Origin of the sequence: uncultured Ruminococcus sp., from assembly GCF_947301925.1 — a bacterium.
In the GTDB taxonomy this organism is placed as follows: Bacteria; Bacillota; Clostridia; order Oscillospirales; family Ruminococcaceae; genus Ruminococcus.
In genome coordinates this window covers 142,754-164,944 of the sequence record NZ_CAMYUE010000003.1, presented here as the reverse complement: position 1 = coordinate 164,944, position 22,191 = coordinate 142,754, and the positions used below count along the sequence as shown (strand labels likewise).

Genomic DNA, 22,191 nt, shown 5'->3' with positions numbered 1-22,191 from the left:
CTTAATGTGGGGCGCGATTTTTTTGCGCATGAGTATTTATATAAGAAAAAACCGCAGACTTTTTACAATAGTCCGCGGGCTTTTCTTATATTGACGCTATTATGATCACAGGAGATCTGCCAGATACTTGTCAAGATCGTCAAGGTCTGTTTCATCGTCGATACCTTTAAGCATATCAAGAACGCTCTTTTCATTATCACATGATGTTTTTTCCTGTACGATACGATCTCTGCCTATGAGTTGTGACGCCTTTTTGATGGAATTATAATCATAGAGTTCGGACGCGTCCACAGATACATCATAGGTATCCTTCATTCGCCTTGACAACTCTATCATATTGATGGAATCCATGCCAAGATCGCTGAAACTATCATTTATGTCGATATCAGCTGCAGGTAGATGAAGTATCTCGCTTATTATAGCAGTAAGTCCGTAATACACCTCCTGCATATCTTCTTTTTCGTTTTTTGTTTTTTCCGGCAAAACATTCTGCACAGGTAATGCCTCACGCTTTGGCGCTATGCTCTCAATGCCTGTTTTTTCCGATATGAGCTTTGCTATTCTACCGGGGGTTGAATAGTCATAAAGTTCCGATGCATCTATATCCAGCATATGATCGTTGTTGATGATCCTTGACAGCTCAACCATATTTATAGAATCTATACCAAGATCGTGCAAAAGAATATTGCTGTCTATCTCGCTCTCCGGTATATGCAGGATGTTGGAAATAACCGAAATCACATATTCCAACATATCACTGTCATTTTTTCTCACTTCAGCGGTATCATCAAGAGGCGGCAGCATAATGTTTTCCCTCGTAAAAGCAGGAGTAACGACTTGTTTATTCAGTTCAAGCACAGGTGCGCTTTCCGAATGAGATGCTGAAGGCTTCGATACGCTGTCGCTGATAAGCTTGTCTATTCGCATTCTTGATTCGGCTGTAGTTATGGTCTTTCTGTGCATTTCAAGTTCAAGATCAATGGCAGCTTTGAGATCGTCTTTATACTTCTGACCAAGACCGCTTTTAAGCACGGCAAGCGATTTTGAAGTCTTGCCTGCGATCTCACGGGCTATGCTAACCGCTCTGATCATAACATCATTCTGGTCCTCGAAAATAACACCTGTACACCTTGTACTAAGCTCTTTTCCGGTGTATATATGAGCTGTATACATCATCTCATTTGCAAGCAGGTCGCCAAGCTTGTGCCTGAGCAGGAAGGTGGAGCCCAGTCCGGGAGTAAAACCGTATTTCATGAAGTTTGCACTGTAAGAGGCTTGGTTTGAAAGTATAACTATATCGCCGTACAGGCCGAATATCAGGCCGCCGCCGAAGGCATATCCCTGCATTGCCGAAATAACAGGTATCTCCAGCCCGGCAAAGCCATTGTATATAACAGAGCCGTCAGCATCGGAAAACTCATTGTCGCCGTTTGCAAGACTCATCAGTTCCTCCTTGCTTCCGCCCATGGAGAATATATTACCGTATCCCGTTACTATCAGAACCTTCAGTCTATTGTCACGCTTTACCTGTAACAACTTTTCGGTAATGCCGCTGAGGAAGGCCTTGGTGAACATATTCTTCTGCTCGGTATAATTTAGATGGAGCACGCATATCTCATCTGTTATGTATTCAAGAAATACTGCCTCGGAGGCATCATTATTCACAGAAGGGTTATATTTATATGGAGTACTTTTTACTGCCGGTTTTGTCTCAGTTTTTTTCTGGCAGAATGAATCAAACCAGTGATCGCGGTGTATGAATGGTTCCGGCGGCAGATCTTCTGTTAAGGCTCTGCGGTCGTCATAAAGGCTAATCCAGTCTGCTTTGCCTCCTTCACACCATATCCGAGCTGTTCTTACTGTTATATCGCTATCAGGTATGTCTGATGAAGCATTGATGCATCCCGCTCCATTCACGGTATCAGCCAGACAGGAGATTAGTTCTTCAGCCCTGCTGAATACGATGGCAAGCCTTTGCTCATATTCCTCACGCTTAAGCTGAAGAGTATAACACATATCGGATAAAAATGTTCTGCCGAGCTCTGAAGGTCGTTTTGCTGCAAGGTATCCCCTAAACTGCTCAACCTTATTCATCAGGCGCTGCCCGCTCTTTGCCGAAAGAACAAAGACATATTTATCTGTCCCGATATCAGGGGAATGACTGCTATTTTGAGGAGCTTCCTCAAGAATAACGAATGCATTGGCTCCGCCAAAACCGAATGAGCTTACTGTAGCTCGTCTGATGTTTTCCGTATTCCATTGACGAAGCTCTGTATTTACATAGAATGGCGTCTCGGAAAGCTTCAGATATGGATTCTCATTTCTGTAATTGATATGAGGTACAAGAGTCTTTTCTCTCAGACACATTATAACCTTTATCATGCTTGCTATTCCCGATGCAGGCTCCAGATGTCCTATATTGTTTTTCAGGGAGCCTATTGCAACGGTACCACGGCTTTCAGTGCCGAAATACTCATATGCTCTTTTCAGTGCTCTTACCTCGATCGGGTCGCCAAGCTTTGTGCCTGTTCCGTGGAGCTCCATATACGATACAGTATCAGGGGATATGCCAGCTTTTTCAAAGGTGTCGGTCACAAGTTTCAACTGAGCCTCTTCATTGGGAGAGGTAACGGACTGCGCACGGCCTCCGTGATTTACGCCGCTCGCCTTTATAACCGCAAGTACGTTGTCACCGTCTCTGACTGCCTTATACAGCGGCTTAAGAACAATCGCTCCTATTCCTTCACCCTTTACATATCCGCTGGCGCTTTCGTCAAGGGCGGAACAGGTATTCTCAGGTGAAAGTATACCCATACTATCCGCCATAGTGAACGAATTGGCGTTTAGCAGCAAACTTACTCCTCCTGCTACTGCCATTTCACATTCGCCGTTCTTTATCGCAGTTACAGCTCTGTGTACGGCTGTAAGGCTGGAAGAGCAGGCTGTATTCACTGACTCGCTGGGGCCGTGGAGATCAAATATGTACGAAAGATAATTGCTGAGCATTGTAGGATCAGTCCCTATTACCGAAGAACCGTCAAGTATCCCCTTCTGCATAAGGATATTTTTATAGTCACAGTGCTGTACTCCCGTAAACACGCCGACATTTTTACCCTCAAGGTCACTTATCCTGTAACCCGCTCTCTCAAAAGCTCTCCATACGACTTCAATATAAAGCCGCTGCTGCGGATCCATATTATCGCAGTTGCGTGGAGTGATTCCGAAGAATTCGCCGTCAAATCCCTTTATTCTGTCAATAAAGCAGGCCTTTATATCTGTACCTTCTTTAAAGCAGCCATCTGTAAGCCTTTCAGCGGGAACGTTCTTTACACTGCATCTTCCTTTTGTAAGATTCTTCCAGAACTCCCATATATTATCTGCATCAGGCATTATACATTCTGCACCGATAACGGCTATATCATCGCATTTTTTTGCACTATCGCCGCATACAGCCGATACTCCTGTATCAGATACAGCTGTGTCAGCTCCATCGTCAAGAAAAGCAAACGGATCGTTAACGGAAGCAGCAGATGTCTTTCTTTTCATATCAGCGGCTGCGTATTCCTTTGAAACCTTTTCAGCAAGCAGCTTCAGATTCGTACACGAAAAGAAGTCTATGGGCAGTATTTCAAGCCCGAAACTCTTGTTTATCTGCTCTGCAAATTCTCTGAAGGATATGGAATCAAATCCCATTTCACTGAAATTTCTGGTCTCGCTTATCCTTTCGGGCTCAAGATCTATTACTCTATAGATGATATCCCTGAGCTCTGATGAGATTTTGTCGTCTCCCCTGTTATAATTCTTTTCAGACATTTTTTTCACCTCTGACTTATCCTTCTTTTTAATTACCAACAGACCTGTATGCTCCTCATCTGTCATAAGTTCAAACAGCAGAGCTGCTCCCTCTTCATCTTCAAGGTACTCTGCCCCGTTCATCGCAAGGTAGACCGCCTCTCTGCTCTCCTCCATGTGCATACCGCCATTTCTCCACAGCGGCCATGCCGCTGAAACCACTCTTGTATTCCTGCCGCTTCGTCTGAGATACTTATCCGCATAAGCGGCGAACACATCGGTAAATCGGTTTATCAGCGAGTAATCCACCTGTCCGAGATCTCCTAAGAATGCCGAAGAGGAGGAGAACAGTATCAGCCTGTCAACAGGATGCTTGCAGGCATACTCAAACAAAACGAAGGCTCCGTTGAGCTTTGGGGCGAAAACATATTCCATGTCCTCTCTGTTCTTGTTTATGAAGTACTTACCGTCATTGTTGCCTGCGGTATTTATTATAGCCGCACATCTGCTGTAGCCTGCAAGGGCTTCTGACAAAACCGTTTCAAATTTGCTGCCATCGTTTATATCACATTCGATAAAGCTTACCCTTCCGCCGTATCTTTCTAAAAGATCATCTATCTGACTATTCCTGCTGCGGCTGATAAGTATTATGCCAGCTCTGCTCCTTTCTGCAACAGCTCTCGCTAATATGCCCGCGATCCTACCTGACGCTCCTGTGATTACAATTGCTGAATCACCATCAAGAATGAGAGAGCTTCCGCGGCCCGTGCCTGCACTTCTGCATGGCACCATACTCTTTATGTATCGTTTGCCGCTGTTATATACTACGGTACTGTCAGTAAAATCTGCCTCGGTAAGCTCGGACATGAGAATATCAAAGGTAAGATCAGTTGCCTTATCAAGCCCCACTGTCTTTATCTTCAGTTCTCCTCCGATTATCGCAGCTGACATACCTATAGGGGCAAATGCCTCATTATACGGTAAGATGTCATCTCCAGTCTTATAGAATACTATCAGGCGCAGACATGACTTTTTTTCAAACACTGCTGTTTTTACAATATCAAGGAGCTTCAGATAATACTCTTTTATATACATAATGCTGTCTGCACCGGCTATGGTATCATCACAGATGACTATATCTATATCTTTGCCGCCTGTCAAGGAATCATATACATATGCGCTCATCTCATCCATGCTGTTGCAGCAGAGCACATCATGTCCGAAATCATATCCTGCAAATCTTTTTCCTGATATATCACATATTACAGTCTCTCTCACGAGCTCACCGCAGTTCATTACCGGCTGCTCTGTCAGTTTATCATTATAAATCTCTATCATTTTTACCCCTTACAGATCAGATACATTCTATTTATGATCATAAGTGTGTTTCCATATCTGTCGCTGATCCTCAGATCAATAACATATTTTGTATCGGAGACCTTTTTTACAAGTCCGATGTGTATATTCTTTTCATCTGAAGCGGATATTTCACCGTAAAGCAAACAACTTTCGACAGAGGCAGCTGCAAAGCCGGTCGCAAAAGGCACCTGAGACCTGACAAATTCTTTCACAGCGTTATGTACTGACGTTGAAAGCGGCACACCGCCGCCGCAGGACAGTTCATTTTCTTCGATATAGCTGTTTTCAGCTCTGTCGCTGATCTCATCGGAATCACAAGGCTCTGCCGCTGCGAAAAGCCTTTTCGCACTTTTCTCTGCAATATATACTCTTATATCATGTTCCGATATTTCTGCCTCATAACGTTCTGCATTCGCCGAGATCAAAGGCGACGCAAAGCGCACCGATCTTATGCCGGCTGCATCAGAACGATTATATATGTATACCATTTCTCCCATGATCTCAAGCACTTCAAAAACGTTTATTGCCCCGTCGCAAAAACTCCTCTCAGAATCCATCCCGTATACAAAGCTGCCCGAACGCTGCCTGTGACCGCTGGTATGATCTCTGCGGCTAAACTGTGCTGCAATATCAGGTCTGTAGATCATATTATCAGTAGGATAGAACGGCAGTTCAACAAGTTTCAGACCGATCTCTGTTTCTGAAGTTTTTCCGCCTTTTCTCCATTTCTCAAACTCAGCGGTAATATCTTCATTTTCATTACCATCACCGTAAACTGCCCCGTCAAATGCACTGCCTGATGAAATAACCGAGTCAATAACTCTTACAGCTTCATCTGCGCTATGAGCACATATACCAACTGATATGTCCAGCATTGGCATTTTCCTTCTTAATGAATAGCAAATATCGCCAAATCCGGTATGTGATGAAGAACTTTCTGTTAGCCAGTCTTTGATAATTGCTAAATACGTCATGAGCCTCTTATCACTGACTGCTGAAACAGGAAACCAAAGCTTTTCACTGTTACAAGCTGTAGAATCATTATTCAAGTCATCGTATTCGCTGACTATCACATGGACATTAACTCCGCCTGCTCCGAATGAGCTTATGGCAGCTATTCTTCGCCCGTTGCTGTCAGCTTTCCATTCTGTACCGGACTGTGGGAAATAAAACGGTGTGTTTTCCATATCTATATTGGTGTTGATATCCGCACTGTTCAGTGTCTTTGCGATCTTACGCTCCTTTATCATGCATATCACCTTTGCCAGTGATGCGAAAAAACTTGCGGACTCAAGATGTCCGATATTGGTCTTTACAGAGCCGACAGGACAGAGCTTTGTTCTGCTGCCTCTGCGATACACCTTATTCAATGCAGCTATCTCTATGGGATCTCCCAGCTGTGTTCCCGTGCCGTGAGCTTCTATGTACGTTATATCATCCGGAACGAGATCAGCATCTGAAAGCGCCTTTTCTATAACCTCTGCCTGCTGATTTATGTCGGGAACAAGGAAGCCCTTTGACTTTCCTGCCGTGTTAATTGCTGAGGACTCTATAACAGCATAGATATGATCATTATCTCTCACTGCATCCTCAAGCCTCTTTATTATTACAGCCGAAACTCCTTCTCCCGGTACAAATCCGTCAGCTCCCTGTCCGAATGCGGAGCATACTCCCGACCTTGACAGCATCTGCTTTCTGCACATCACTGCATACTTGTACGGGTGAGTGTATATATTCACACCTCCAACCACAGCGGTGTCACAGTCTCCGCTCTTTATACTCTGACAAGCTGTATGGAACGCCGCTGCACCTGATGAACAAGCTGTATCGATCGTCATTGATGGGCCGTGGAAATTATAAAACCAGGATATCCTGTTGGATATTGACCAGGGAGTCGCCTGTGCGGCCTCGAAACTTCCGCTTGTCCAGCTGTTCTCGGCATATGAGGAAAAAGTATTAGTTGTTGATCCTACAAAAACGCCGACCTTCGAGGAGCTCAGTGACTTGCTGATATAACCGCTGTCCTGCAAAGCCTCGAATACAACCTCCATAAACTTTCTTTCCTGTGGATCTGTCAGCTTTGCTTCTCTTGGCGAGATATGGAACAACTCTGTGTCAAAGCCGTAGATATCCTTCATAAATCCGCCCGACTTGCAGTATATCTCCTCATCATAAAGTCTCAACTGCTTTTCGTGCTCCTTCCAGCGATCTGTAGGCAAGCCCGATATCAGTGACTTTTCATCAATTACAGCATTCCAGAGTTCACCAACGCTTTCTGCAGAGGCAAATCTTCCGCTTATACCAATGATTGCAAGCTTTGAGCTGCGGTCATTCTTTTCATCAGGCGCTGAAGCACTGCCTGCTTCAATGCCGACATTATTAACTGCCAAAGGCTTTATAATATGAGTCGTCTGCTTTATTACATATTCAGCTATTTCTTCCACTGTATTCTTCTCATATAGTATAGTTTTGGGAAGTCCGGTGAAATACTTCTCTATCCTGCTGTTGAAGCTGTTTATGATAACTGAATCGGGATTAAGAGCATCAAGCTCAAAACCAGCAGTGAACGTAGATATGTCATAGCCTGTAACATCAGAAAGAACGCGCCTTATTATATCCTCTGCGTCCGATAAAGTATACTCATCATTCACTGTCTTTGTCGGATGCGAAGACGAAAGAGCATTTATCCTGTCTTTAATGACCGATGTATCCTTTGTCTTGACAAGATAATTATTTATGCTTCCCGTTTTCATTGCTGATTCAAATGCAAAAGTTCCTTCGTCCCCCTTGAACGAATATATACCGTATTTTTCAATAAGCTCGTCAGCATCATCCGCAGAAAGCTTCATCCCCATATTTTCCCAGTAAGAATAATTGAAAGACGCATATCTGCAGCTGCGGTTTTCTGCCGACTTGGCTCTGACGAACAGATCAAGAAACCTGTTTGCGTAGGTATAATCGCTCTGTCCTGTCTTTCCTATAACAGAAGCTACTGAAGAAATAACGAAGAAGAACTTCAGTCCGCTTCCGCGGAAATACCGGTGAAGCAGCTTCGTCCCACCGACCTTGGGTGCAAGGACGGTATCAAACTCATCAGTGTCCTTGTTTATGATAAAATTGTTTCTGAAAATACCTGCGCAGTGAATAACACCATTTATTGTACCATAAGAGTTTACAATATCCTGAGCGCATTTTTTTAACAAATCTTCATCTGTGATATCACAGCTGATATATACTGCTTTGCATTTATCAGACTGTATTTTCTCAAGCTTCTGCTCAATATCTTCATTCAGGGCTTTTCTTCCGAGTATTATGATATTGCCATGCAGCTTTCCTGTCAGATACGCCGTCAGCTCAGAGCCTATGCCGCCTGTTCCGCCTGTTATGATATAGTTTCCGTTTTCATCAGGGAAGGTGTATCCTTCAGCAGAGGGAACCGCATCATAGTAATCATATACATATCTCTCGCCCTGAGAGTTGTAGTATACTGTCTTCTCGTTGCCGCAGCAAATATCATCGTACAGTTTGTCTGATATGAAAGAAGTATCTGCCGATGCCACAAAGATATTCTTCACAGATACCTGCGGATATTCATTGCGGACAGTCACGCTCAGTCCGTCAAGAGCCTCAAGCTCGGGAACTGTATCTGCGGAAACACTGCTGAATACGTTTATTATCCTGTAGCTGCCTGAAGTATTGTTAGCAAGGACCTTCTTTATCCTTGCAAAAAGATCCCTGACTACAGTGCCGACATCTGTTGCAGTTTTATCTGTTTCATAATTAAATACCATAGTGTCAGACTCAAATGCATGATCAAAGAACTCTCCGCCTACAGCAGTAATGTTCCTGCAATAGGCAGGCTTTTTATTATCTGCCGCTGCAACTACCGCATTGCTGACATCAGTTCTCGCAGACAGATCCACAGGCGCCTTTACAAGTCTTTCACCAAGTACACAAATATTCTTATACCTGTCCTTTTTGCTGTCTATCCAGTATACAGACTTGTCAAAGCAGTAGCCCGGAGCACATACTATCCTCTGATGAACTGTGAGTCTTTCCCTGTTTCCCGAATATCCTTCAAGATACTTACTGTATGCCTTCTCCGTATCACCGTCAGAGAAATCGCTTTCATATAAATGGTCGATAAGCTGCGCGGCATCGTCATCTGCCATGCTCTGAACAGAACACATCCCCCCTGCACTGATCCCGTCAAGGAAAGATGTTATGCTGCTTCGGAGATCGCTGAGATCGGAGCATACGAAAGCAGCTCTGTAAGGGAAATGACTCCTTCCGTACATAAGGGTATACGCCAGTCTGGCCGCAATATCCTCGGACTGACCGTCAAGCCAGTCTGTATAGATGCTCAGCAAGCTTTTCAGCGCTGATTCACTTTTTGCCGAGAAAACATAAAGCCTTTTCCTGCTTTCGCATTTGCCGACGGTATCACTATATCCCTCAATTACAAGATGAACATTTGTACCGCTGAATCCGAATGAGCTGACTATGCACTTCTTGTCAGCTCTGTCCACCCATTTTTCAGCTTTTGTATTGATATAAAACGGCGAACTATCAAGCTCGATATACGGATTGCATTCATCGTAGCCTATCTCCGGAGGCTTTACGCCGTTCTGAAGCATACATATGAGCTTTATTACACCGGCAACACCTGCTGCTGCAACAGTATGTCCGATATTAGCCTTTACAGAGCCTATGGAGCAGAAGCCGACTTTGGAAGTATGCTCCCTGAAGCTCTCGGTGAGCGCCTCGATCTCTATGGGATCACCTAACTTTGTTCCTGTACCATGCGCCTCACAGTACCCTATCTTTTCAACAGGTATGCCGAATTTTTCGTATACTTCCTTTTCAAGAGCGCACTGCGAGATAACATTCGGCGACATGATACCGTTTGTCTTTCCATCCTGATTCATACACGAACCATCTATCACTGCGAGGATATTATCGTTGTCCCTTAACGCATCTCCCAGTCTTTTCAGTATAACGACACCGCAGCCCTCGCCGGGCACAAATCCGTTTGCATCCTTGTCAAAGGGACGACACTTTCCGTTCTCGGAAAGCATATTGTTCTTGCTGGTATTTATATACATCTTTGGCGATGAATAAACGGTCACTCCCGAAGCCGCTGCCATTTCGCAGTCGCCCTGCAATAATGCATTGCAGGCAAGATGGATAGCTGTCAATGAAGAAGAGCAGGCAGTATCTACAGCTATGGCGGGACCTTTCATATTCAGAAAATACGAAAGACGGCTGGCAAGTATTGAATTATTCAGTCCCATGCACTGATAGGAATCGGCAGGAGTATTGTTCTCTGACAGTACATCTCCGTATGAACTGTCAGCTATACCGACATACACTCCGCACTTCATGCCGCTCAGATCCCTGTCGGAATATCCTGCATTCTCAAAAGCGTGCCACGTTTCTTCAAGAAGTATCCTCTGCTGAGGGTCCATTTTTTTAGCTTCAGCAGGTGTGATATCAAAGAACGCCGGATCAAATGAAGCTATGTCATCAAGCATTCCGCCCCATTTGCTATAACTCATATTCTCCGCATTCCTGTCTGCTGAATAATAGTCTTCTTCGTCCCACCTCTCTATCTCACGTATAGAGCATTTTCCTTCCAGCAGATTGCTCCAAAACTGACGATAATCATCTGCATCGGGAAAGCGGCAGGCAAGACCTATGACAGCTATTCTGCCGTCCGTCTTACAGCTCTTCGTATCATCTTCTGATATGCTGTTTCCGCCAAGGAACTGCAATATATTATTTTTATTTATCTTCTTGTCGGATAGGCCATCCATTAATTTATTGATATCATTCAATTTAATTACCCTCTTATATATTTACGGATCTGTCGTTTTTATCTTTTTGATGTGCTCAGCAAGTCCATAGGGAGAAACATATTTGAAAATATCCACCGCTCTCAGTCTTAGTCCGAAGGCTGTATTGATCTTCTCTATTATCTCAATAGCCATTATGGAATCGATACCGCAATCCACAAACGGCTTTCGCGGATCGGCAATCTTTTCCTGAACGACGCCCTCAATCATTCCTATTACCCCTGATATCACATCATCTGTAGATATGAACACGTCTTTTCTGTCATCTCTGATGACCTGCTCCTGCATTGCGGCTGTAGTGTCCGCCCCCGAAGTCTCGCCGATTTTTTCGGCTATAATGATATTCTGACCGATATTTCGCGAGCCGCTTATATCTCCATAGAATGAGATATTACCGAAACTGTGCTTCTCAAGGACCTTTTTCCACGAATACTTCGTAAGCAGCGGCGATCCCTTTATCCTGCGCCTGTCATTCTCATACAGCCACCAACCGTCAAGAAGTCCGAATATGATGGTATTGAACAGAAGCTTTTCCGTCATCTCATACATTATAAGACTTCCTGATATATCAAGCAGTCTGTTGAGATTATCCAGCGCAAGATCAAGATCCGCAACCGCATGGATAACATTTGCGCATATCACATAGTCAAATTTCATTTCAGCAAGATCGCCCTCAAGAGGAGTGTCTATATTCAGCGTTCTGTATCTGAAGAAATCATATCTTTCGAAGCGCTCCTTTGCGTGAAGCACAAAGCTCTTCGATATATCGGTATAATAATATTCGATAAAGTCCGAGAATGGTTCAAGCCCTTCGGCGACAGGTCTTGTTGTGCCGCCTGTGCCTGCACCGACCTCAAGTATCCTTATCTTTTTGCCGTATGTCCCGCCTGATCTGAAATATGTCAGCAGCTTATACTGAAGCGACTTGGTTATTATAGTGTTATAATAATCGGCCATGTCATTATTACCGTATATATCTGCCACCAACTGCTTTGTGTCATTGGCAAAGAGCAGCTCAGTAGCTGCGGTTCTGCCGCAGAGCACATCTTTATAGGCTCCTTCTATCTTGTCAAGCAGCCTTGTATAGCAGTCATCACCTGTTTCCAAGTTCACATCGAGCATATTGCCGTCTGCCTCTACAGCCTCCTTGAGCTCATTATAAAGCAGCTGTGCGTTCCTGCTTGTTATGGCCGTTCTGTCCGCCCCTATTGTTTTCAATATCCTGTCCGCAAATGCTACAGAAATATACTTTATCCTGTTCTTATATTCAAGAAGCTCACTCACCTTATCGTAGGTGATAAGCCTTTCGACAAGATAATCTGAGAAGCCGGCATCTTCAGCAGCAGCAAATGCTTCGGGATACCTGTAATCGTTAAGCTCATTTGTAACGGTAGTACCTATCTGCTTCAGAACCACCAACTGTTCGTCTGTACAGCGCAGTCCTGTTTCAAGCATCTCCATACCTTCAGCATTGTCCATTCCGAGGAAGCCCTTCTTTTTCATCACTCCCGCATGGAAACTGTCAGTTACGATGCCTGTCTGCGACCATAACCCCCAGTTAAACACCTTGCACCTGATCCCAAACTCTCTTGCCGCATATGCCGCAAAGCAGTCGATAAAGACGCTTCCGCCGGAATAATTGCTCTGGCCTGCATAGTTAGCAAAGGACATCACCGACGAATATACTATGAGCTGTCCTGCATTATGAGCTCTCATAGCCCTGGCAATATTTATTATACCCGATGTCTTGGGTGCAAGACCACGGAGAAGCTGTTCTTCAGTCATGTTAGCTATAGTTGAATCGTCCAGAACAAGAGCTGAATGGATCACTGTATCTATCTTGCCGTATGTCTGATGTACTCTGTCAAAAAGGCTTTCAACTTGAAGCGGATCAGATATATCGCAAGAATAATAGTCAATATAGTCAGGTTTAGACTTTATCTCTGACCTTCTTCCGCATACTGCTATCCTGCTGTGATACCTGTCGGCAATATGAGCCGCTGTAAGAGCTCCTATGCCAGAACCGCCTCCGATGATAAGCACAACGCTTTCCTCATTGAAAGGTGAATCACCGCTTTCTTCCGGAACACACGTCTTTTCAAGCTTCCTGATATATACCTCACCGTTTCTGAAGGCATAGAGCGCTGACGCTCCTTCGGAGTATCTGTTTATCGCTCCCATTGACCTGACTGTATCTTCGTTCAGTGTGTCCGTATCAAAACAAGTGATCTGCCAGCCGCTTATCTCCTTCCTGACAGACAATGCCATTCCGACGATATCTGAACCGAACGGATCCATCCGCTCTCTGCCGGTGACTTTGAATGCTGAATCAGTAACGATCATGATGCTTATATCACAGCCGTCCATTTCATTTTTCAACATTTCCTTGACAAGCCTGAAGAAAGATACTGCTGAGTTTTCTGTATTATAGCTATCAACAAGAGAGTCGGAACTGCTCTTTTCATAAAAAGAGACAAATATCACTCTCCTTACCGAGCTGTCAAATGCGTCCATCCTGCCGTTTATTATATCATCAGCGCATATATATCCGATGTTATGATAGTAGCTCTTCAGCACAGCGAAAGCCTTTTCCGAGAAAACAGGCATTACAGCTATGGTCCTCTCGGAATCGCTTTCAGCATTCTCTGTGGCGGTATGGATCTTTTCCCATACGGGCGCAAATATGCCGCAGCTCTCCTTTTTCGCCTGTCTCATCACAAGCCCTCTTGCTTCAAGAACTGTTTTTCCGCTCTCATCAGAACAACTTATATTATAATGATCCTCTGATATATCCATAATGCTTCTGAAGCTGCCTGCACTGACAGAAGGATCTATATATACGCTCTCAGCTTCAAATGGAACGAACATATCATCGATATACATGAATACTCCCTGCAATGACGAATCAAATAATGCAACTCGCGCTGCAAGGGTATCGCTGCTGCTTGCAGCAATAATGCCCTCAAAACGTTCTCTGCCGATAACAGCGTTCTTTATCCCGCGATAAGTCTCACCATAGTCTATGCCGATCCGCTTTATGCGTTCATACAGAGCCTCCGCTGAAATGGTATCACCGCTGACTGCTCCAGGGGTATGGGACACTTCAGCATTACAACGTTTTCTTATAGCTCCCTTTGCATATACTATATCAGAATCGGGAGCCTTTGCAATAAAGCTGCCGGCCTTATCATCAAGAATGACAGAATACTCTATCACAGTATCCTTCAATACTACACAAGGCATGATAAAACGTACACTGCACAGCTCAAAGCGCTTATGGGGATATAGCTCTTTAAGCTTTTCCGCTACGTTCAGCAGATAATTCACAGCCGGCACATAACGGCGCTCTCCCACCAGGTGATCGGAGACTATACTGTCATTGAAACATATCGTCTGTGTGAAGGAGATATTATCATATACGCCATTTCCATCATAACTGAGCTCAAGCCAGCAGCGTTTCTTTGCAAAGGGATAGGAAGGCACACTAACCTTGTTCCTTTCAGCTCCGCCGTAAAGCTTCTTCCATTCGATACTACCGCTCTTTCCGAGCCATATATCTGCTAAAACGTCAAGCTTCCTGTCAGTAATCGCACTTTCTATATCAGCAGTGCTATATGTCTTGCATATAGTCTCTTTATCACAACTATCATTATTGCAGTAACTAATGAGCTTTCTTATGAGTTCTTCCCTGCTGTCTGCTATAAATGCTGCTCTGTACGGATAATGCTGGCAGCAGCACTGAAGTGTATAAGCATAGTCATCCATACTTTCGCAGATCTGAGGCTCACGCTGAAGGAAGTCGGCATTTTTCTTAATAAGATCAATGAGCAAATCCCTGCTCTTCGCGGAATACAGGTAAAGATTCCGAGTATATACCTCTGTATCGCAGGAAACAGCATTGCCGCTGGATTCAAGTACGATGTGTGCATTCAGTCCGCCGAAACCGTATGAATTTATACCGCATCTTAAACGCTCGTCATTATTCCTTGTCCATTTTCTGTGTACTCTGATAAGCTCGATACAGCTTTGATCATTTACAATAATATTAGGATTAAGCTCCTCCAGATCTCCGATTGCAAACAAAGTGTCATAATTCATCTGGACAATAGCCTTTATTATCTCCACAATGCCCGAAGCTGCCTCAAGATGACCAATAACAGGCTTCAATGTTCCGACAAACACGCTTCCGGGTGCAAGCGCCCTTCCGGTGTCCTGCTCCATATGTCGGATGGAGCTTTCAAGAGCCATATATTCAACGGAATCACCTATTACGGAACCTGTTCCGTGAAGCTCGATAAATGTATTTTCATCGATAAGTTCTCCCGAATCCTTCCATGCATTATATATGACTTCTGAAATCGAATCAATATCAGGTGTTGTTATACCGCCTGTCCTTCCGCTGTGTGAAACAGCAGATCCGCATATGGACGCATAGATATGATTATTATCTTTTATAGCATCGTCAAGTGTCTTTAGTATCAGTACACCTGCGCCCTCGCTTCTTGCATAGCCGTCAGCCTCACTGCTAAATGAGTGACAGGTATTTGTAGCGGAAAGCATATTGCTTCTTTCAAGTGAAAGGAATGTCTCGGGGATAGCTATAACGTTTACACCTGCTACAACTGCTATATCACATTCCTTATCGAGAAGCGCCTGCCTTGCCCTGTGACAAGCAACTATACCGCTTGAGCAGGCTGTGTCGATGTTCTCGCTGGGACCGTGAAGGTCAAACATAAACGAGATACGGTTAGCTATAAAACAATGATAGCTTCCTGTCAGACGTTTCGGATCAGAAAGGAGTTTGCTTCCGCTTACGAGAGAATAATAATCATCTGTGGTCGCTGCGGTGAAAACTCCCACTCTTCTTCCGGCAAGCTCATCGAGCTGGAGGCCTGCATCCGTTACAGCCTTAAGTACAGCACCGAGCAGTACTCTCTGCTGAGGATCGGTAACAAGTGCCTCCTTATAGGACATATTCCAGAATTCGTTATCAAAGAACTCGAAATCATCTACAAAGCCTGCCTTGTACTTCAGCTTCCTGTACGAAGCATTATCGTCAAGTGAATTGTAGAATTCGTTCCAGTCCCATCTGCCTGACGGGACCTCACCGAGAACGTTTTTGTTCGCATCAAGCAGCCTGTAGAAGCTGTCCATATCCTCAGCTCCCGGAACTGCAAGAGACAAACCAATAACGGCTATCTTTCTGCTATGCAATGCACAGGCATCCTGCGTGACGGAAACGCTTTCAGTCATTGTTACATTATCCTTATCGGCTGTTAATTCACCAACTCTTCCCATTATGTCATTTATGGTAAGACAGTCCGCAAAAATCAGCGGAGTTGCAGCTATGCCGCATTGCTTGTTTATCAACTCAACTATACGACTCATCTTATATGCATCAAGGTCATATTCCGAGAGTTCGTTCGAGAGCTCTATATATTCCTCATCTATACCTGTGATATCCGAAAATACCTTTATTAAACAGTCTGCAAGCTGACAATCCTCTGCGTCAGTATTGTCAGCTGTCACAGGAACCTCATCACCGACTCCGATACGGAGAACAGAGCCATATTCCTTGAAAATGTAGCCAGCTATCTTATTTACAGTAGGATACATGAAATATGTGAGAAGTGTAAGAGAGATACCGAGCCTCTCGTTCAGCCTTTTGATAAATTCAGCTATGGTAAGGGATTCAAAGCCGTAATCGTTCAGATTAGTATTGTTATCCAACTCATCAGCGGGCATGAATACCGTTTCAGCTGCGATATCACGCACTATTGTAATGATATCTTCTACAGTCACATTTTCTTTAACTATATCCTCTGATTTTGCAGCAGGAGCTTCTTCGTTTACAGAAGGCTCATAGAAATCAAACTGGTATACCGGAAGATGGTATTTTCTGTACGCAACTCCACTGTTTATGCGTTCCCAATCGATATCACTGCCTTTCTTCCAGTACTCAACGATCATATTTCTTATTCTGTTGCATATACCATCAGATGCGGCATATGATGATCTCTCATCCTTGTTCTGCATAATAAACGATAAAATGTCTCTTTCATTATTATTTCCGAAAGCAGAAAGCTCTCCTTTATCTATACCATTCACAGGGATATCTATATATTCGGGCTCACCGGAAATGCTGCCCTTTACTGCTTCAATAAGCTGAGAACGGTTCAGACATTTTGCAGCTATCATTGACTTCATAAGACTGATGTCAGCATTCTCAAATCCGAGTCTATCGGTTATCTTCCATCTGTTAAGAACTTCAAGATAAACATCTATGAATACGATAGTTATGATAAACTCATCATCTTCATTCTTGACAGAATAGCTGCCGTTGATATAGTCTGTCAGCAATATACCGTGATCAATCAGAATATCGTTCCAGAGATTGATATTCTTTTTTATGGTATTCTGCGTATAATAGAGCTTTTTAACATCTGATAACAGCTTGTTAGTTATCCTGCGATCATTTTCACTCATATGTTCGAAACTGTTACGGAAGCTGCTTACAAGCTCTGGGATCCTGTCTTTTTCAACATGGATATCACGGTAAAAAGTTTTTTCTCCGTCTGTGATGTCCATGGAAAAAGGGAGAATTTTAATATCGTCCGCACTCATAAAGCCTGTATATACTTTTACTGCTTCGCTCAGGATGACAGCTCCTGCCAGAGCTGCTGTCAGAAGTTCCGAGCCCTTTCCTGCTCTCAGTCTGTTTACATTTAATCCCGAACCGAGAATCATCTCATAAATGCAGTAGGAAAGCACAAACTGACGCATCATGTCAGCTTCTGCCCCGTCAGGTATATCATTTTCTGATAATATTGCGTCACAGTACCTGTTATATGAGCTGTGTATGCTTTCAAACCTGGCCCAAAGCTTACCTGTATCTTCGTCCGAAGGCAGACAGAACATATTGATCTCAAGCTCGACCGGAACGTTATCATCTGAATGAAGGATATCAGCCGAATCCAACCTGCTTATCAGCTCGCTTATATCATTTGCATTGATATGCATACGATATCTGAAAGCCGATCTGCTGTTTTGTACGTTGAAGCAGAGCTCATTTATATCAAAGACATTTCCGTCCTTTATAAGAGCTTCCTTCCATTTGCTAACTGTTTTCTTCAAACTCTTTTCTGTTCTTGCACTAAGTATAAAATCATTGTTCACAGCAGCGGAACTTATATCGGCTTTCTGCTTGGATACATATTCCTGAACGATAACATGGGAATTCATGCCGCTGAATCCGAATGAGCTTATGCCAGCCGTCAGAGGTCCATCCTGTTTCCATTCTACAATCTCGTAATTTGTCCTGAACGGACTGTTTTCGAAGTCGATGATTGGATTTTCTTCTCCGTTGTCTATGATTGGAGGAATAGCTCTGTGTCTGAACATCGAAATCACCTTTGCAAGTCCGGCAAGACCGGCCGCAGGCTCAAGATGACCAATATTGCACTTCACGGTACCGATATTGCAGTAATTCCTCCTGTCGGTATACTCGCGAAAAGCCTGTGTAAGCGCTTCGATCTCTATAGGATCACCAAGCGACGTCCCTGTACCGTGTGCTTCAATATACGATATTTCATCTGCATTCATGCCCGCATTCTCAAGTGCATCAAGTATGACACTTCTCTGACTCTCAATTTTAGGAGCGGTTATGCTATAGCTTTTGCCTGTATAATTTACTGCGGATCCTTTGATAACTGCGTAGGCGTCATTATGATCCCTTTCCGTATCTTCTTTCCTCTGCAATAAGAAGGCAAGAGCTCCCTCGCTTGAGACATAACCGTTGGCATTTATGGAAAATGCCTTGCACCTTCCATCAGGACTGAGCATATGCCCCTGATCAATGCACCTGTACTTCCACTCATCAAGATTGAGATTGACTCCGCCTACTATGGCGTAATCACACTCTTTTTCAGCAAGAGCACGCTGTGCATGATACAAGCATACAAGTCCGCCGGAACAGGCGGTATTAACAGTCAGACTCTCTCCTGTCAAATCAAAGCAATAAGATATCCTGTTGGAAAGATTACACTCAACATTACCTACAAGGTCATATTTCTCAGGAGTATCACCGCGCTTCAGGACAGTATTTTTATTATCTATGAGAAAATATGATATATACACAGCTGTCTTTTTTCTCTGAAGCTCCTTCAGGGGGATACCTGAATCCTCGATACAACGCCAAACTTCCTGAAGGATCATTTTCTGCTGAGGCTCCATATGTCCGGCTTCCCTCGGAGAGATCCTGAAAAACGAAGGATCAAAATCGTTATAATCTTTTATTGCTCCCATCCAGTTCACATTCGGTGTCAAAGCTTCAGCATCCCAGTGGTTCAGAGGTATATTACCGATGCATACCTCCTTGTTCTTCATAATATCCCAGAGCTGTTCAATATTATCGGCATTGGGAACCTTTATAGACATACCAACGATAGAAATATCGTGATTCATAAATAAGCCATCCTTTTCCTGGATCATATCCATTCGTATTCTCTTCTGTAATCGGCTATTCTTCGCAGACAAAGCATTCTGCGTCCTTCAGCAACTCTCTTCATATAATCCTTTTCTTTATTATAGGAATTCACGAAACTCTCAGCTCCGAAAATGGTCTTCCTGTTTTCTTTCAGCAGATATTCGTACTCATCGAACTCAAGCATATGTCTGCTATCGAGCCTTTTCTGTATATCAAGTTCCCTTACTATCTTTGACGATAAGGGTGTAATAACACCGCTGTAGAATTCCGAGGAAGAGCCTGAACCGTAGGAAAAAACTCCTATTCTCTTTTCTTTGCTGATATCAACGGAGTCAAGTAATCCGCAAAGAGCAAGGTATACTGCCGAACAATAGACATTACCCACCTGTGAATTGAACTTAAGAGACGGCTCAACTCTCTTTTTGAAATCAGCCTCTATCTCATTTCTTTTCATATCCCTGCCCAGGGTAACAAGTCTTCTGTGTGCGCCCTTGACAAGTCCGCCGAAGGGAACATGGAAAATGAAGTGTTCAAAGGTTTTTTCTATGTCAACATCCTTTACCTTCTGAGTATATGAAACAAAGGAGCCCTCTACACAGTCAAGATATGCCATAAGAGACAGATCAGGGTCGCCAATTTCAATCTGACTGTCGGGTCTGAAGGAATCATAAAGTGACATACTGTGATTTCCGTAAGCGCCTGTATCCAGCCTGAAAATATCAGGCTTTGAGCTGATTAACATAGCTATGGAGCCGCATCCCTGAGACGGCTCACCATAGCCTGCCTCCTTGCTGCTTCGGGCTATATCCGAGCCAATGATCAGTACTTTTTCATCAGGATAACAGCAGATATGTGTTGCTGCGAGCTTGAAAGCTGCCGTAAGTCCGTAGCAGGCCTGTTTGATGTCAAAAAGCCGCACATCTGTTTCAAGGGGAAGGAATTCATATATGAATGTGCTGAGGCTTTTTCCGAAGTCTACACCGGACTCAGAAGCAGTTATCACCATCTTTATCTTTGATATCTCATCGGAGGTCAGCCTTTCGATTATGCCCATAGCGGCATTCACTCCGTTTGTAACAGCATCCTCAAAAGGAAGGCCTACACTCTTCTTGTTCATAAGCAGGTTAGCATAACGGTCAATATTCAGCCCTCTTTGCCTGAATATCTCGGACACCTCTATCTGACACGCTCCACCGTAAAAATCAATCTTCTCAATTCCAACATTAACCACTTTATTTCCTCCTAAAAGTATGATCTTCTGAAAAAAGTGCCGATAAATTGTTTTCTTCTCTTCTTGTATGAAGCGCAGCAACAGAACTTCGGCTTATACATCTATAAATTTTTCCCGCAAAAATACGTTAATTCTCTCGGCAGCCTTTTCCATGATAAGAACAGCTATTTCATCCGCGTGTCGATCATGCCAGTTTTCTAAAGCCGTTCCCTTCACAAATGAATTGAACGATCCCATTGCGGGGCCGCAGTTTATCTGAAAATTTGAAATATCATTTTCATCACCGTTCAAAGCAGCCTTTGATGAACGATGGAAGTATGACTTGAAAACAATATACATCTTCAGCTTAGGATCATTTTCCGCCCTCTGTATCACCGCTTCGGGATAATATCTTACAGATTCTGAAAATACATTTTCCAATGAATCATGAAACATACGCTTCTCCAGCATATCTCTCGTCTGACTGTCTATGCTTTCGAGAGAATCGTACCTGCTGTACAGCTCATAAATCTTTTTTGCGCGGGCACAGTATAATGTTCCCCGTTTAAGCACCTGTGATCTGGAATTCATCTCAAACATATCTGCTGAGGGAGCATAATCTGTATCGTGGACTGTCGCACTGTTAAGCATATCCTTGACAATATCGCTTGTCCCCGCCTCTACTGTACACTGATTGACAGAACCGGTCATTATATAATCCGCTCCCATCATGAAAGCTGCTGCCGCCGCATCGGGTGAGCCTATGCCGCCTGCTGCACCGATATATATTTTTGAGCTGTAGCTGTATTCTTTCATAAGCCTGTCACGCAGATACATCACACTTGGAAAAACCGCATAGGCAACTCCGCCGTCGGTATGACCGCCGGAATCAGTTTCAACAGTTACGGAATCGGCAAGAGGTATGCCGGCAGCAAGCTCGGCTTCGGAAGCTGTTATAACTCCTTTGCATAGAAGCTCAGATATTATAATGTCTGGTATGGGTCTCATAAAGACCTCTGCTGCTTCAGAACGAGATATTTTTACCATTATCCTGTTTCTTGATACGACACAACCGTCACCATTCCTTGCAAGTCCCTTTATCTTGTACCTTGCCAGAGACGGCGTAACACTTACAAAAGCCGCCGCTTCAATGAAGTGTATCTGCTTGTCCAGCATAAGATCTATCAGTTTTTCTTCTGCTTCCCGATTTTTGGGAGTATGTATTATGTTAACCCCGAAAACTCCGTCAGATATCTTTTCCCTTACGGCGTCTATCTCCTGCGAGACAGCTTCATGCCTAAGACCGCCGCTTCCCAGAAAGGCAAGAATGCCTCTTCGGGACAGAACAGCTATCATTTCTGACGATGTTATGGCTTTATACATACCTCCGACTACATAAGCGTATTCAAGTCCGAATTTCTTCCTGAACTCATCTGAACCAAGCGCTTTACCGTTCAGCGCTTTTATCCTTACATATTCGTTATCCAAAT

5 protein-coding genes are annotated in these 22,191 nt (G+C 43.8%); all 5 read right to left on the bottom strand.

All coding sequences use genetic code 11. The features are described from left to right. Positions 1 to 105 precede the first annotated feature (105 nt). The 5 genes from Q0Y65_RS06210 to Q0Y65_RS06190 all read right to left on the bottom strand — a co-directional run bounded on the left by Q0Y65_RS06210 (position 106) and on the right by Q0Y65_RS06190 (position 22,189). Positions 106 to 5,130 carry an SDR family NAD(P)-dependent oxidoreductase gene (locus Q0Y65_RS06210; protein WP_297958252.1) on the bottom strand — a complete coding sequence of 1,675 codons (5,025 nt, stop codon included), beginning with the start codon at positions 5,128 to 5,130 and terminating at the stop codon, positions 106 to 108. Positions 5,131 to 5,132: 2 nt separating this feature from the next. Continuing rightward, complete coding sequence (locus Q0Y65_RS06205; protein WP_297958250.1) at positions 5,133 to 10,988, bottom strand: SDR family NAD(P)-dependent oxidoreductase; 5,856 nt, start codon at positions 10,986 to 10,988, stop codon at positions 5,133 to 5,135. A gap of 21 nt (positions 10,989 to 11,009) precedes the next feature. Next, positions 11,010 to 19,469 (bottom strand): SDR family NAD(P)-dependent oxidoreductase, encoded by an 8,460-nt coding sequence (locus Q0Y65_RS06200; protein ID WP_297958248.1) that lies wholly within the window; start codon positions 19,467 to 19,469, stop codon positions 11,010 to 11,012. Between the two features lie 23 nt (positions 19,470 to 19,492). After that, positions 19,493 to 20,722, bottom strand: a complete 1,230-nt coding sequence (locus Q0Y65_RS06195; protein ID WP_297958246.1) for a hydroxymethylglutaryl-CoA synthase family protein — start codon at positions 20,720 to 20,722, stop codon at positions 19,493 to 19,495. Positions 20,723 to 20,815: 93 nt separating this feature from the next. Then, positions 20,816 to 22,189, bottom strand: a complete 1,374-nt coding sequence (locus tag Q0Y65_RS06190; RefSeq protein WP_297958244.1) for a PfaD family polyunsaturated fatty acid/polyketide biosynthesis protein — start codon at positions 22,187 to 22,189, stop codon at positions 20,816 to 20,818. Positions 22,190 to 22,191: the final 2 nt, after the last annotated feature.